The 15,283-nt window shown below is 43.1% G+C and carries 8 protein-coding genes; 2 read left to right on the plus strand and 6 right to left on the minus strand.

What is annotated here, in order from left to right:
* Positions 1–99 precede the first annotated feature (99 nt).
* A complete protein-coding gene (gene crtD, locus ACOOEY_RS08205) occupies positions 100–1,566 on the plus strand; it encodes a 1-hydroxycarotenoid 3,4-desaturase CrtD (protein ID WP_420388183.1) in 1,467 nt (488 codons plus the stop codon).
* Here the strand turns inward: crtD and ACOOEY_RS08210 are convergent.
* The 6 genes from ACOOEY_RS08210 to ACOOEY_RS08235 form a co-directional block, all read right to left on the minus strand.
* Positions 1,552–3,063 (minus strand): transporter substrate-binding domain-containing protein, encoded by a 1,512-nt coding sequence (locus ACOOEY_RS08210; protein WP_420388184.1) that lies wholly within the window; start codon positions 3,061–3,063, stop codon positions 1,552–1,554. The genes crtD and ACOOEY_RS08210 overlap by 15 nt on opposite strands.
* An 88-nt stretch (positions 3,064–3,151) precedes the next feature.
* Positions 3,152–4,456, minus strand: a complete 1,305-nt coding sequence (locus ACOOEY_RS08215) for a TolC family protein (RefSeq protein WP_420388185.1) — start codon at positions 4,454–4,456, stop codon at positions 3,152–3,154.
* 1 nt (position 4,457) lies between these two features.
* On the minus strand, positions 4,458–7,529 hold the full coding sequence (locus tag ACOOEY_RS08220) for an efflux RND transporter permease subunit (RefSeq protein WP_420388186.1): 3,072 nt from the start codon (positions 7,527–7,529) through the stop codon (positions 4,458–4,460).
* A 1-nt stretch (position 7,530) separates the two neighbouring features.
* Positions 7,531–8,616, minus strand: coding sequence for an efflux RND transporter periplasmic adaptor subunit (locus ACOOEY_RS08225; RefSeq protein WP_420388187.1), 1,086 nt, complete (start codon positions 8,614–8,616; stop codon positions 7,531–7,533).
* Entirely contained in the window at positions 8,616–9,413 is a 798-nt protein-coding gene (locus ACOOEY_RS08230; RefSeq protein WP_420388188.1) for an alpha/beta fold hydrolase, read from the minus strand. Before ACOOEY_RS08230 ends, ACOOEY_RS08225 begins: the two co-directional genes overlap by 1 nt.
* A 159-nt stretch (positions 9,414–9,572) precedes the next feature.
* Complete coding sequence (locus tag ACOOEY_RS08235) at positions 9,573–12,293, minus strand: TonB-dependent receptor (RefSeq protein ID WP_420388189.1); 2,721 nt, start codon at positions 12,291–12,293, stop codon at positions 9,573–9,575.
* Between the two features lie 382 nt (positions 12,294–12,675).
* Here ACOOEY_RS08235 and ACOOEY_RS08240 point away from each other — a divergent pair, with 382 nt between their 5' ends.
* Positions 12,676–15,237 (plus strand): M14 family metallopeptidase, encoded by a 2,562-nt coding sequence (locus ACOOEY_RS08240; protein WP_420388190.1) that lies wholly within the window; start codon positions 12,676–12,678, stop codon positions 15,235–15,237.
* Positions 15,238–15,283 lie beyond the last annotated feature (46 nt).

Genomic DNA, 15,283 nt, shown 5'->3' on the forward strand with positions numbered 1-15,283 from the left:
ACCAAAAAAGGTCGCGATTACACTGAAAAAGTTGGATTAATCGCTAATACTTGACATTTTTAATCCGTTCCCTCGACCCGTTAGACAAACAGACTACTTATGGGCAAAATTGCAATTGTAATTGGCTCGGGCATAGCAGGTATTGCATCCTCTATTCGCCTGGCCAGACGAGGATATACTGTCTCTGTTTTTGAGACGAACAGTTACCCCGGGGGTAAACTCACCGAAATCACTAAAGGCGGATATCGATTCGATGCCGGTCCCTCTCTATTCACTTTGCCTTCTCTGGTAGATGAACTTTTCGAGCTCTGCGATATTGATCCACGAAAGTATTTCAATTACGATCAGTTAGATGAAACCTGCCGATACTTCTTCCCTGATGGCAAAGAAATGGTGGCCTGGTCTGATCATGAAAAATTGGCCAGTGAATTTGAAAAGCAATTAGGTGAACCGAAAGCGAATATTTCGAAGGCACTGAAAAACAGTGCTATGTTATATGAGCACCTCGCTCCACTTTTTATTGAGAAGAGCTTACACAAAGCTGAAACCTGGTTGAGTGGCAAGGCAGTATCGGCCTATTCTAAACTCAATCGGTTTGACTTCAATAAAACCATGAATGAAGTCAATAAGAAGCGATTCAAGCAACCTGAGACTGCACAGCTTTTCAATAGGTACGCAACTTACAATGGCTCCGACCCTTATCAGACACCTGCTACACTGAATATCATCCCCCATCTTGAATTCGGAATAGGGGCATTTTTCCCTCAGGGCGGAATGCATTCTATTACCCAGACTCTCTATGAACTGGCTCAAAGCATTGGAGTTAATTTCTACTTCAACACTCCTGTAGAGAAAATTGTGGTTCATGATAATAAGGCCAAAGGGATTGACACCAAAATGGGCTTTCATAAAGCAGACACAGTGGTCTGCAACATGGACATGGTAGCGGCCTACAAGACATTACTGAAAGATCAACATCAACCCAAGAAGCTGCTCAATCAACCTAAGTCCAGCTCAGCTCTCATATTTTACTGGGGAATTAAAAAAGAGTTTAGTCAACTGGGACTGCACAACATCTTCTTCAGCGAAGATTATAAAACGGAGTTTGAGCACATTTTCAATAAGGGAAGTATTTACAAAGATCCTACGGTCTATATCAATATCACATCCGTTAAAAACCCGGCAGATGCTCCCGAGGGCTGCCAGAACTGGTTCACCATGATTAATGTACCTAACAATCAGGGTCAAGATTGGGATTATCTGATTCAGTATGCCAGAAAAGCGATCATCAAAAAGCTCTCTCAGCACCTGGGTGAAAACATTGAGTCGCTGATAGAAGTAGAAGAAATTCTGGACCCTCGATTAATAGAGCAGAAAACCAGTAGCGTTGCCGGAGCTCTGTATGGCAACAGTTCCAACAATAAGTACGCAGCCTTTCTGCGTCATCCGAACTTCTCTAAAAGAATCAAGCAACTGTATTTCTGTGGAGGCAGTGTTCACCCTGGCGGTGGCATTCCGCTATGCCTGTCTTCTGCTAAACTGGTAGATGAATTAATGAATCAGTGAGGCTTCGATAATTACTGTTGAGTCCTGAACCGGGCGTTCATTAGAAAAGAACAATTGGTATTGCTCATACCGATTCATAATCTGCTTCACATAGTTTACAGGTTCAGACCCTCGACAATAACCAAAATTGACAACGGGATCTGTATAATATTCGGACTTTGACTTGAGCAAAAGGTACTTTGAAACCACTTCCCAACTATTAGGGTCTTCGTCATACTTTTCAGCCAATCTCATAGCATCCCTTACATGACCCTGACCCACGTTGTATGACCCAAGCGTAAATTTCATAAGCTCATCAGGGTTTTCCAGATCATCTTGCCAATAGTCTATTAGCCACTTGAGGTGTTTTACCCCTGCCCAGATATTTTCCTGGGGATTATAAACATCTTCTACCGAATACTCATTAATCACATTGCTGGTCAATTGCATCAGCCCTTTCGCTCCAGCCCATGATTCTACTTCCGGATCGAACTTAGACTCCTGAAAAATGATTGATGCCAGCAATAGCCAGTCAATATCCAGCTCTGCTGCAGCTTCTGAAATGAGGTCATCATAAGGAGAAATTTTTCCCTGGCTAATCGATGAATAGTCACTTTGGGCTCTGATTCTTTGGGTCTTGCTGTTCTTGAAGTACTTATTATAGATGACGAAAAAGTCCGGCTTCTTCTTCATTTCATCAATCCACTCATCCACAGTACTTTTCAGGCCATCGGCATTCTTTCTCATGGCCCAGGCAATTTGTTGAGGAAAGCTGATATCAGTGTTGACATCCAGAATCGGGGAATAGGTAGCATTGATCATGGCCACATCTTCATCGGCAATAGTGTAATCAATTTCCCCACTGGCTACCTGCCTGATGAGTGTTTCCGTATCCGCATCCAGTTCAACAATATCAATATCCTGACCTATTTCATTGGAAAGATTATGCAGTCGTTCTGAAAAAGAAGATCCTCTCCGGGTATAAACCTTTTCACCTCCAAGATCGATTGGGTTTCTGATGAGAGAAGCATCAATCTGGTGGCGCTTCAAATCTCTCCAGTTATCTGGCTTTCTTTGTATCAGTACCTGACGCACATAATTATGAGGCTCAGAAAAGGCTACTCTTTGGCTTCTCTCTCTGGTGATGGTTAGATGGTAGGCCATGATATCTGCTTCACCAGAGTTAAGCATCTCAAAAGCCTCTTCAATATTATCAGTAAGTACTACTTTGAGATCTACCCCCATTGATTTGGTCAGTCTGTTGAGCAGTTCGTACTCATAGCCCATCGGGCGACCTCTATAGATGAAATATCCGGTAGTGCTGTTATCTACCACTGCAGTTAAGCTACCGCGTTCCATGATTTGATCAATGTCGAAATCTATGGGTTCGGATATGGCCTTAGAATTCTCTGTCTTTCCCTTGTCTTCATTGGTGGAAGACGAACAGGAAAGGATTGCTAACAGGGTGAAAGCAAAGAGAGTATGCAGCTTTAGTTTTGAAACGATTTGAAGCATCATCTTCCTTAAAAACCCATTTAAAGCCTTAAGGTTCAAATGGATAATTTCAGAAGATATGAAACAGGGCTGAAAAATTCAACCCTGTAGACTATCTAAGATTATTTCCGGCCAGTCGGTTCAGCTCAATTTCCTGCACCTGAACACTGAATGCGGCCTGTACTTTTCTTAACTCAGCCTGCACAAAACTCACCTGTGCTTCCCGGATTTCAAGGGCAGTAGCATTACCGATATTATATCTTTCCTGAGCGATATCGTAGTTCTCCTGAGCTATCTCGAAATTACGTTCTTCCAGCTCTCTGAGGGCGATACTATTCTCATAATTGATAAAGGCCTTTCGAATATCTGCTTCAAGCTGTTGCTTCAGGTTTTGTACTTCCAGCTCCCTGCTTTCTACCTGAATCTTGGCATTCTGCTGGCGTCTTTTGATATCGAAACCATTCAGAATAGTCCATGAAGCACTCACTCCATAATTGAAACCTCTGGATTGGTTGCTAATCAGGAATCCCGCATCGGAGTTTCTGTTGTTGTAATTGTACCCGAGGTTCAGAGAAATCTGTGGTAAGAACTCTGCCTTTACTTCCTTGGTCTGCAAATAGGCAATCTCTCTGTTCCTTTGTGCTCTTAACAGGCTTGGATTATTGAGGTTGGCACTTTGCAACAGGCCCGGTAGTTCAAGGCTTCCCAATACAGCAAAGTTAGACTCCACGTGATAACGTGTATCCAGCTCGGTGCCCATCAGCCTGTTCAGGTCTACAAAAGCATTGTATACTACTTCTTTTTGCTGAAGTACATTGGACTGGTCTGTATTGTAGTCTACCTGGGCCTGGAGGTATTCGAGCTTTGAAGTTTTACCTACTTCATAGCGCGTTTTAGCCAGTTCCACACGGGCTGCAGACAGTTCTAAGGCATCTTCCAATACCCTAAGTCTTTCCTGCTCCAATACAATTACGTAATAGGCAGTGGAGATTTGAGCTATGGTATTTTCAATCTGAACCTTGAGATCATCTTCAGCCAAACCCATTTGCTCAGCCAGTCTGTCTCTGGTATAAAACATACCCAAACCATCGAAAATTGTCCAGCGCAAACTAGGGCTAATATCCAAGGTATTGGACTTTGCTCCATTGATTTCTCTGGGGGCATCATCATTGAGGAACTGCTGACTTACGTTGGTATTTGAAAAGCTTTTGCCAGCGGTAACTGTTACCTGCGGCAATAGTGCTCCAATACTCCTATCGTAGTCATTCGTAGTCTGGTCTACTGTTTTCTCAACAATTTTAATGTTTAGATTTTTATCTAAACCTGTGGTTATAGCCTGCTCTAATGTTAGACCTTCCTGGGCTATCAGACCTGCCGAAAGGCATACCATTAATATGCTTGAAATAATTCTTTTCATACTAAACTGTAGTTCTGGCTAATCTGGCCTTTTTACTGGTGAAATAAGTATAGATAGCTGGAATGACATAAAGGGTGAGAATGGTCGAGAATATCAAACCTCCAATAATAGCTACCCCCATAGAAACTCTACTTTCGGATCCGGCTCCCAGCGCCAGGGCGATTGGGAGAATACCGAGAATAGTAGACAGGGATGTCATCAGAATAGGTCTGAATCTTGACTTGGCAGCGTCCAGTGCGGCTTCTCTTACCGTTAAGCCTTGTGCTTTTCTCTGGTTAGCGAATTCCACGATAAGGATACCGTTCTTCGTCACCAATCCCACCAACATGATGATACCAATCTGACTGAAAATATTCAGAGTTTCTTCATATCTCCAAAGCACCAGGAAGGCTCCGGCTAGTGCCAAAGGCACGGTGAACATGATAATGAGCGGATCTACAAAGCTTTCGAACTGTGCTGAAAGTACGAGGTAAATCAGAATGAGTGCAAAAGCGAAGGCGAAGTACAAGCTATTGGTACTGTCTCTGAATTCTCTCGACTGTCCTGCCAAATCAGTGGTAAACGTATCGTCCAGTACATCCTTAGCTATTTTATCCATCGCCTCAATTCCCTGACCTGTGGTAGTCTTACCCGCCAGGTTGGCTGAGATTGTTGCTGAAGCGAAGCGGTTGAATCGATACAATTGCGGTGGAGAACTTCTCTCTTCCAGGGTTACCAGGTTATCTAACTGTATCAATCGACCATCTGCTGATCTTACATAAAGTGTCTTCAAATCGAGTGGATCGTTCCTGTTCTCTCTGTCTACCTGACCAATGATCTGATACTGCTTACCTGCCATGATGAAGTAACCAAAACGCTGACCTGCCAGACCCAATTGAAGGGTTTGTGCCACATCTCTTACAGAGATACCTAGCGTTCTGGCTTTTTCTCTGTCAATCTCAATAGTGATCTCAGGCTTGGTAAATTTCAGGTTCAGGTCTACGAATGAAAATTCGGGAGCTTCTTTGGCTCTTCTCATAAACTCAGGAAGTACCTCCTTCAGTTTGTCAAGGTTTTGTGCCTGAATTACATACTGAACAGGGAAACCTCTGGCACTTCTACCACCGATTGTAGGTGGTTGAGAAAGGAATGCCCTGGCGTTTGTGTACTTGGAAAGTATCGGACCAAAGTCATTCAGAATGTCTTGCTGACTTCTTTCTCTCAATTCCGGGTCAACCAGTTTGATATTAATCCTGGCGGAGTTAGTTGCACTTGCACCAAAGCCAGGAGAGGTTACGGTAATTAATGCTTCGGTTTCCGGTATATGTTTTCTCACCGCTCCAATAATGGTATCCACGTAGGCATCCATATATTCGAAAGTAGCTCCTTCCGGACCAGTTGCCATTCCACTCAATGAGCTTCTGTCTTCTAACGGAGCAATCTCTTCGGTGATGTTATTATTGGATAATAAGAGGGCAATTAAACCTCCGGAAACAAGTACGACCACAAAAGCCATCCATCTGATGTTCATAAATGCATCGAGGGTATTGTTATAACCTCTGTTAAGCATGACAAAGAATGGCTCTGTTTTATTATAGATCCAATTGTGCTTCTCGCGCTTCTTCAGAAGCTTGGAGCTCATCATTGGTGTGAGCGTCAAGGCTACGAAAGAGGAAATAACTACGGCTCCTGCCACTACAATTCCAAACTCTCTAAAGAGCCTTCCTGTCAATCCCTGAAGGAAGATCACCGGCATAAATACCGCCACCAGGGCAACGGTGGTTGAAATAACGGCAAAGAATATCTCATTCGTCCCGGTAATACCTGCATCAATCGGCTTCATGCCACCTTCAATCTTTGAATAGATATTCTCGAGTACTACAATCGTATCATCCACCACCAAACCAATGGCCAACACCACTCCAAGCAGGGTCAATACGTTAATGGAGAACCCAAAGACATACATAATGAAGAAGGTTCCTATCAATGAAATAGGAATGGTCATTACCGGAATTACAGTTGTTCTCCAGTCTCTGAGGAAAGCAAAAATAATCACCACCACCAGGGCGAAGGCAATCATAATGGTTTGCTGCACCTCAGTAATTGACTCTCTGATATACTCAGTATTGTCAAAGCCCATTCCCAATTCAATATCTTCAGGAAGGTCTTTTTTCACTTGCTCTATACGCTTGTAGAAAGCATCTGCAATTTCAATCTGGTTAGCACCCGGCTGGTTAATTACGGCAATACCCACCATAGGTACTCCGTCTCTCTTCAGTACCGTTCTTTGGTTTTCCGGAGCGAGTTCGGCCCTACCAATATCTCTGAACCGGACAATGATTCCGTTATCTTCTTTGACGATCAGGTTATTGAATTGCTCCGGAGAGTTAATCCTTCCTACTGTTCTCACTGTAAGCTCCGTACTGGAACCTTCAACTGAGCCTGATGGCAATTCTACGTTATCGCGATTCACCGCATTTTGAACATCGAGCGGTGTTAATTCATAGGCAGCCAGCTTATCAGGGTCCATCCAGAGCCTCATAGAGTATCTCTTTTCACCCCATACCTGAACTGAGCTCACGCCCTGAATGGTTTGTACTCTTTCTTTCAGAATAGTTTCCGTGATCTGACTCAGTTCCAGCAAACTTCTCTGTTTACTCGATACATTGAGGAAGATAATCGGACTGGCATCAGAATCTGCCTTTCTTACTGTCGGTGCTTCCACATCCGGAGGAAGCCTTCTCACTACGCCCGATACTTTATCACGCACATCGTTCGCAGCGGCTTCAAGATCAACACCCAAATCGAACTCAGCACTAATGGAGCTACCTCCATCTCGGCTGGAAGAGGTCAGGGTTTTAATACCTGCAATACTGTTAAGGGCTTCTTCAATAGGCTCGGTTATCTGAGCCTCAATAATCTCGGCATTAGCACCGGTATAACTGGTAGAAACAGAAATTACTGGCGGATCGACACTTGGGAATTCCCTTACTCCCAGGAAAGTAAACCCAATGATACCGAAGATGACAATGATGATATTCATCACCAATGCCAGCACGGGGCGTCTTATACTGATGGTAGATAAACTAGCCATATTATCTGGTTAAGTTTGAAATGGAAATGGATGAACCTTCTCTAATCTCAAGTAATCCTGAAGTAATTACCGTATCCTGCGGGCTGATGCCTTCAACAATCTGAACAGCATCTTCTGTACGCATACCAATCTGCACGACTTTAGACGACACTTTGCCTCCTCGTGCTATGAAAACCTTATGTCCGTTGAGTTCAGGAATTACTGAAACGGTTGGCACCATCAGGGCATCATCAATAGCAGACATTACCAATTCAATTCTGGCAAACTGACCTGGCAATAATTTTCCGTCTTCATTGCTGCAAATAGCTCTTAATCTGAGAGTTCTTGTGGTCTGATCAATTTGAGGCTCGATGGCATAAACCTCCCCTTCAAACTGCTCCGACAAACTTTCGGTCTGGAAATAAATAATGTCACCTTTTTTCACTTCAGCGGCATACTTACCCGGAATGGCAAAATCAAGCTTTACCGGATCGATGCTGTAAAGGTTAGTAATGACTGTACTGTTGGTGATATATGCTCCTTCACTGATTTCTCTCAAACCAAGAATTCCATCAAAGGGTGCCACAATGGATGTTTGGGCAATTTGTGCCTCCACTACTTTGATATCGGCTTCTACTGTATTGAGGGAAGTAAGGGAAATGTCGTATTCTTCCTGGCTAATAGCTTCTTTGTTGAGTAGTAGTTTTTGACGTCTTTCAGTTTCCTGAGCGAGTTGTCTGCTATATTTCAACTTCTCCAACTGAGCCTGCAACTGATCGTTTTTCAGGCTCACCAGCAAGGTACCTTTCTTTACTGTCTCACCTTCATTGAAGTGAATCTTTGTAATCAGTCCTGAAACCTCACTTTTCAGTTCCAGCGATTCGTTGGGTAGAATGGAACCTGTGACTTTAATCTTATTCTCTAGCCTTTTAGGTGTAACCACAATGCCACTGACAGGCACGGTACTTGGACCTCTCGCAGCAGCAGGACCTGCTCCCACTCCCTGGCTTTCGGTTCCGAAAATCTCGTCCATGCGAGGATAAATTACCCACGCTGCAACAGCTAGTATAATGATTACTATAACTATTAATCTGGATGTTTTACTCATTAGTTTAAGGTGTATTCCGAGTTAGTTTTTATAAAGTCGACTGCGAATGTGTTGAATGTATCGGCTTGTTCAACATTGCAAACATGACCGCAATCGGGTATTATTCTCAAGGTAGAATTAGAATGCTTCCTTGCCAGTTCCATAACCTGGGGCAAAAACATATAATCCTGGTCTCCCATTAAGTAGAGTACGGGAAGCCCAATCTCTCTTTCATTGAAATATTTTAAAAGCGGGTTTAGCTTATGTGTAAGGTTAAACCAGCGTATAAACTCCTTCTGACACAGCTTTTTAGCCTGGTTGGCAAAAAGTACCCGAGATTCCTGATTTCTCTTTCTCGGCATGATAATCCAGGCAAATAGTTTATATAACCACATATATGGAATGAATCTCTTGGTGGCATTTCCTACCGCCACCAGGAATCTTGACCTCACATTCAGACGGGTCACTGCTCCACCCATAATCATACTGCTCACTCTTTCGGGAGCCATTTCTCCCAATTGTCTCATCAGGATAGTTCCCAATGAGATACCTACAAAGTGCGACTTTTCAATCTCCAGGTGATCCATCACCTCAATGATGTCTTTGACAATATTTTCAAAGTTGTACTCATCAGTGAAGTATCTCTTAAACATCTCCTGAGACTTACCATGTCCTCTCAGATCGAGCAGGAGCACGTTGTACTCTGCCTTAAAAGATTTGATCTGCTTGAACCATATTGATGAACTCCCCCCGGCACCATGGACGAAGGTGACCCATTCCTTAGAATGACTGTGTCTATATGTTTTGTGATAAAGCATTGGAAATTACTGCAAAAGTAACTGTAGGAACATGAATAAGTTTTACCGTTTGTAGAAGTCTTAGTGTTAATGTGACACAAAAAAAGTCCCGGGATAGCACCCGGGACTTTTTTAGACTTTATATTCTTGAAAAGGTTTAGTCAGAAACTGACTTCCTTCTTAGAAGTTAATTCTCAATGTAGCATTCCAAGTAGTTCCGAAACCGAACCATACTGAGTTTTGGTAGTCGATACCATTCCAGGCAGGAGCAGACTCATCAGCTCTGTGGATGTTAGTCTCAGACTCAGCAATGTACAATGTGTTCAACAGGTTGTTCACGTTCACTCTGAAAGAAGAAGTGTTACCAATCAGGTCGAATCTTACAGTTGCACCAAGGTCAACCAATCCGTAAGAAGGAAGCTTCAATGCGCCATCGTTATCTGGTTGTAAGAAGTCAGAGTTGTTGATTGAGTAATCAGCATAAAGACCGTCTACAAAACGATAAGATAGATCGAAGTTGAATTTACCGATTCTATAGTCAGCTTCGATATAAGAAGTGAACTGAGCAGCATCACCTACTTTAGCATCTTCCACGTAAAGGGTAGCAGTACCTACAGGCTGGTTTTGATCATCAAATACCTGAGCTTCGAAATCCTTAGTGTATTTCCAATCACCGGCAGAGATCATACCTCTGAATTTCAATTGGCTGTTGTATCTGTATTCTGCTTCGATTTCAACACCCATGTGACGTACATCAACATCGTTGAACTGAGCAGTACCATTGATACCACCTGGAAGAGTTACACCTCTGGAGATGAATCTGTTACCCCAGTTAGTAGAGTAAGCGTTCAAGTTTACTTTCAGGTTATTGCTTACGTAACCGTAACCTACTTCAATTGAAGTAATTTCTTCGTTTTGAAGATCAGGGTTCACATTATTTGCGAAATTAGGGAATACAGCATCGAACAATGGTTGTCTTGAGATGTATCCAGCGTTGAAGAACACGTTAGACTTAGCATCGATGTTGTAGTTAGCACCACCTTTTACATATCCACCTGTAATGCTTTTCTTCTCAGAAATTGGGTTAGCAGGTTGATCGAAGAAATCCTCTCTTGTGAATGATTGGTTAGAGATACCAGCCTGAAGTACAGCAGTGAAGTTTACTTCGTCATTGTACTCAATCAGACCGTTGAAACCTTGCCATCCAACAATACCAGTGTTGAAGTAGTCAATTTTCTCTCTTTCCAAACCAGTGTTTCTGAATGGAGAAGCATTGATAGTAACATTTTGAATCTGACCTGCAGAGTTTCTGTTACCAGTTGAGAAGTAACCATCAAGACCCATTAGGTTCTCCAATGATCTGTAGTGGAAGCCAGTGTAGCTTCTCAAATCGATACCTACTGAGTATCTCCAGTTGTTTTTGGTAATGTCAAGAGTAGAGATACCACCTACCCAGTTGTGAGAGTTCATAGAAGCTCTTCTTACCAATACAGCTCTGTTCACACCGTCATTTCTGAAACCATTAGAACCGATCAATTGCCCCTGGAAACCAGAGATGGAACCTGTATAAGGAGAAGTAGTTGATCTGTTTACAGCTACTACGTTGTCGAAGTTGATAGAACCATCAGCGTTTCTTGAAGCAGCACCTCTTCCTCTGTTCAACAAATGCTCAGTTAAGTCAATGTTGAAAGGATAAAGGTCGATATCGGCATTTCTGAAGTTGTTACCTCTTGGACCTGTTCCTCCACCTCTACCGGCAGAACCGTAAAGTGAAGTAGCCAATTTCATGTTTTCATTGATCTCCCAATCCCAGTTGAAAGTAGCCAAAGGCTTGTTGTAGAAGTTTCTTCTCATGTTGAACTCCTCACCGTTCAACTCACCAGCATCAGTATTCCATCTTCTGTCAACACCAGACTCACCGAAGTTGATGTAGTCACGGATAGATACCCATGTGCTTCTTTGGTGGTGCCACTGACCAGCACCAAGTAGTGACAGGTTCAGGCTGTGTTTTGAGTCTTCCGGAGAATAACCAACAGCAGCAAAGTATGTCCAGCCTTCACCAGAAGTACCATTGACATAACCGTTACCAGACCATCTGCTAACCAGGCCAGAGAATGCCCAGCCTTTGTCGTTTTTACCAGTGTTGAAAGAAACACCAGTTTTCACATAACCATCGTTACCAATACCTTGAGTGAAAGTTCCACCCTTATCGATTTCAGCAGCTTTAGTGAAGATAGAAACTGTACCACCTACTGAAGGTACAGCCAGTCTTGAAGCTCCAAGACCTCTTTGAATCTGGATACCAGAAGCAACGTCAGTCAAACCTTGCCAGTTACTCCAGTATACCCAACCATTTTCCATATCGTTAACAGGCTGACCGTTAATAAGGAAAGAAGTGTTACTCTGATCAAAACCTCTCAATGAAAGTCTTGAGTCACCATAACCACCACCTTGCTTAGTAGCGTAAACACCTGGAGTTCTGTTCATAATTTCAGGGAACTCGAGGTTACCAACCTTCAGAGAAATCTCAGCCGGAGCAATAGTTGAAATTGCTACTGGTGTTTCTCTTTCCTTAGCTACATCAATTACACTAGAAGAAATAACGATCTCGCCTAGTTGATTAGCTTGAGGAACCAATTCGATTACCATTCCATCTTTTGCAGCTACATCTTTAGCTTCAAAACCGATGAATGATACTTGTAGAGTTTGACCTTCTGAAACTCCTTGGATTCTGAAAGAACCATCGAAACCGGTAATGGCTCCTGTAGTAGTTCCTTTCAGCACAACCGTTGCTCCTGGCAGCGGGTCTTTCGTTTCCGCATCAACCACCTTACCGGTAATTTGTGCGAATGATACTTGTGATGCCAATGCCAGCACCAAACAGAGTAAAAATTGCTTCATAGTTGTTAATTTAGACAGATATTCAACGTTTATTGGTGGCAAAATTAACATTGTCTTCAGTCACGACTGTTTGACAAATGTTATGATTTCGCTACGATTCTACTTATGCATTAACCTATTCTTAACATTGGTTAACTTCATCATATTTGGCTTTTCCATTGGTGAGTGAAGCGAAATTCCGATGTACTTGGAAAGAGCCTTCAGGGTGGCATTTTGTACAATCCTTATACGGTTCGCTTTCGAGTAGCGAAATTAACCAGAAATCATTTTCGAACCACTCTTTCATTTATTTTTTTGTCAACCTTGCTTGACTCAACAACTAACATGACTGTTTTATTAAGTGAAGGTTATCAGTATATTGCCTGACGAGAACTCCTATACTATGAGAAAGAGATTGGTGGGACTGATTTTCACAGTAACTCTGTGTGTTAGTCATTTCGCTTTTGGTCAGCTTAATTTAAATTACTATCTGCCTCAGAATGTGTCGTTTAACCCGGCCATCCCAACTCCTGCTTCAATCATTGGACACGAAGTGGGCGAGTGGCACATCACACACGACAAGCTGGTTTATTATATGCGTGAACTGGCAAGGGTTTCGGACCGCATTAGCATCGAAGAAATTGGCAGAACACACGAAGACAGACCTCAGTTATTACTGACCATTACCCACCCCAGCAATCTGGCCGGAATAGATAAAATCAGAAGTGATCATGTCTGGCTGACCTACCCGAACGAAGCCGACAAATTCGACATCAAGAAAATGCCTGTTGTGACCTATATGGGCTTCAGTATTCATGGTAATGAGCCCAGTGGATCTAATGCTTCCATGCTCGTGGCCTATTATCTTGCAGCTGCCCAGGGACCGGAGATTGAAAACATGCTCAGAAACTCTGTGGTATTACTTGATCCTTCTTTCAACCCTGACGGACTAACCCGCTTTTCAACATGGGCTAATAACCACAAGAGCAAATATATTAACCCAGACCCTGCAGACAGAGAGTATAGCGAGGTTTGGCCGGGAGGAAGGACCAATCACTACTGGTTCGATCTGAACAGAGACTGGCTCCCTGTACAACAGCCGGAGTCAAAAAACAGAGTAGCTCAATATCACCAATGGAAACCCAACGTTCTGACTGATCATCATGAAATGGGTACCAACTCCACTTTCTTTTTCCAGCCCGGAGTGCCCCAACGAACTCACCCCTTGACTCCTGAATTGAATCAGGAACTCACCAAAAAGATAGGCACCTACCATGCAGCAGCACTTGACAGCATAGGCTCACTCTATTTTACAGAAGAGGGTTATGATGACTTTTATTATGGTAAAGGCTCAACCTTCCCCGACATTAATGGAGGTATAGGTATTCTTTTCGAGCAGGCCAGCTCAAGAGGCCATGCTCAGGAAAGCATCAATGGGGTACTGGAATTTCCATTCACCATTAAAAACCAGTTCAATACAGCGCTTTCTACCTGGAAGGCTGCGGTAGAAATGAGAGAAGAACTGCTCGATTATCAGAGAGACTTTTATAAAAGAGTTTTACGTGAAGCTGACAATGACAATGTTAAAGCCTACATCTTTAAAGCAGAAAAAGATCCTGCGAGGGCTTATCATTTGGCTGAAATTCTCGATGCTCAGGAAATAGATTTCTACAGGCCCTCCCGAGAGATTAGAATGAACGATGAAAGATATCAGGAAGACAATAGCTTCATCATTCCTCTAAAGCAGCGCAACTACAAGCTTATTAAGGCCATGTTTGAAAAAAGGAAGGAGTTTCAGGACAGCCTTTTCTATGACATTTCAGGATGGACCTACCCGATGGCATTCAATCTAGAGTATGCAGAAATGAGTAGTCGCGATTACAGTAGAAATCAGCTTGGGGCTAAAATTGATCAGTTGGAGTTTCCAGCCGGACAGGTATTAGGTGGCCAGAGTGCCTATGCCTACATCTTTGAGTGGCATGGGTATTATGCTCCCAGGGCCGCCAATAAACTGCTTGAGAAAGGTATCAGAATTAAAGTTTCTACGAACAAGTTTATTGGTCCGGGTGAAAAAGAATTTGATCGGGGAACGATCTTAGTACCTGTTGCAGGTCAGTCACTCTCAGAAAATGAGCTGTTCTACGAAATGCAAAATATTGCCCGGGAAGATGGTCTGATGATACATGCTATGACCAGTGGTCTCACTGAGGGGGTGGCTTTAGGCAGCAACAGCTTTGAGGCGTTAGAAAAACCTGAGGTAGCCCTTGTGGTTGAAGCAGGCAGCTCTTATGATGCGGGGGAAGTATGGCATTTATTAGATACCCGCATGCACATGCAGGTAACCAAACTACCAGAGAACAGAGTTGGCTCAAGTGCGATTGATCGATATAACACGATCATTATCACCGGAGGCCTGGATCTTTCTGAAAATGGAATGCAAAATCTTAGAAGATGGATTGGCGATGGAGGCACCTTAGTGGGTATTGGATCAGCAGTAAGCTGGATGTCAAGAAACAAACTGACCAACCTGAAAAGTGTAGAAGTCGAGTACCCGGGTACGGAAGAAATTGCCTACGACCAGATCGATAATTACTCCCGTTCTCTTTACATACCCGGAGGTGTTTACATGTCTAAACTAGAGCTGTCTCATCCGATGGCCTTTGGTTTTTATAAGGAGAACCTACCAACCTTCAAAAGGGGCACTTTACTGATTGAACCTTCTGAGAGTAAGTTTGCCAATGTTGGCGTTTATACCGAGGAACCCTTGGTTTCAGGCTGGATTAGTGATGCAAATCTGGAAGCCATGAAAGGTACTTCTACCATTAGAGTAAACAGCCTGGGCAGAGGTCGCGTAGTTTCTCTGGTAGACAACCCTAACTTCAGGGCTTTCTGGTACGGAACTAACAAGCTGATGATGAACGCTATATTCTTCGGAAGAATTGTAAATGGCTATGCTGCGCGATAATATCAATCAAAGCCCGGCATAGGACGTATTTTTTAGTTATTTTTGT

The sequence above is a fragment of the Roseivirga sp. genome (assembly GCF_965216855.1).
Classification (GTDB): Bacteria; Bacteroidota; Bacteroidia; order Cytophagales; family Cyclobacteriaceae; genus Roseivirga.

What these genes read in the sequence shown, in the direction of transcription:
- crtD (WP_420388183.1), top strand. Translation starts at nt 100, where the DNA reads ATGGGCAAAATTGCAATTGTAATTGGCTCGGGCATAGCAGGTATTGCA.
- ACOOEY_RS08210 (WP_420388184.1), bottom strand. Translation starts at nt 3,063, where the DNA reads ATGATGCTTCAAATCGTTTCAAAACTAAAGCTGCATACTCTCTTTGCT.
- ACOOEY_RS08215 (WP_420388185.1), bottom strand. Translation starts at nt 4,456, where the DNA reads ATGAAAAGAATTATTTCAAGCATATTAATGGTATGCCTTTCGGCAGGT.
- ACOOEY_RS08220 (WP_420388186.1), bottom strand. Translation starts at nt 7,529, where the DNA reads ATGGCTAGTTTATCTACCATCAGTATAAGACGCCCCGTGCTGGCATTG.
- ACOOEY_RS08225 (WP_420388187.1), bottom strand. Translation starts at nt 8,616, where the DNA reads ATGAGTAAAACATCCAGATTAATAGTTATAGTAATCATTATACTAGCT.
- ACOOEY_RS08230 (WP_420388188.1), bottom strand. Translation starts at nt 9,413, where the DNA reads ATGCTTTATCACAAAACATATAGACACAGTCATTCTAAGGAATGGGTC.
- ACOOEY_RS08235 (WP_420388189.1), bottom strand. Translation starts at nt 12,293, where the DNA reads ATGAAGCAATTTTTACTCTGTTTGGTGCTGGCATTGGCATCACAAGTA.
- ACOOEY_RS08240 (WP_420388190.1), top strand. Translation starts at nt 12,676, where the DNA reads ATGAGAAAGAGATTGGTGGGACTGATTTTCACAGTAACTCTGTGTGTT.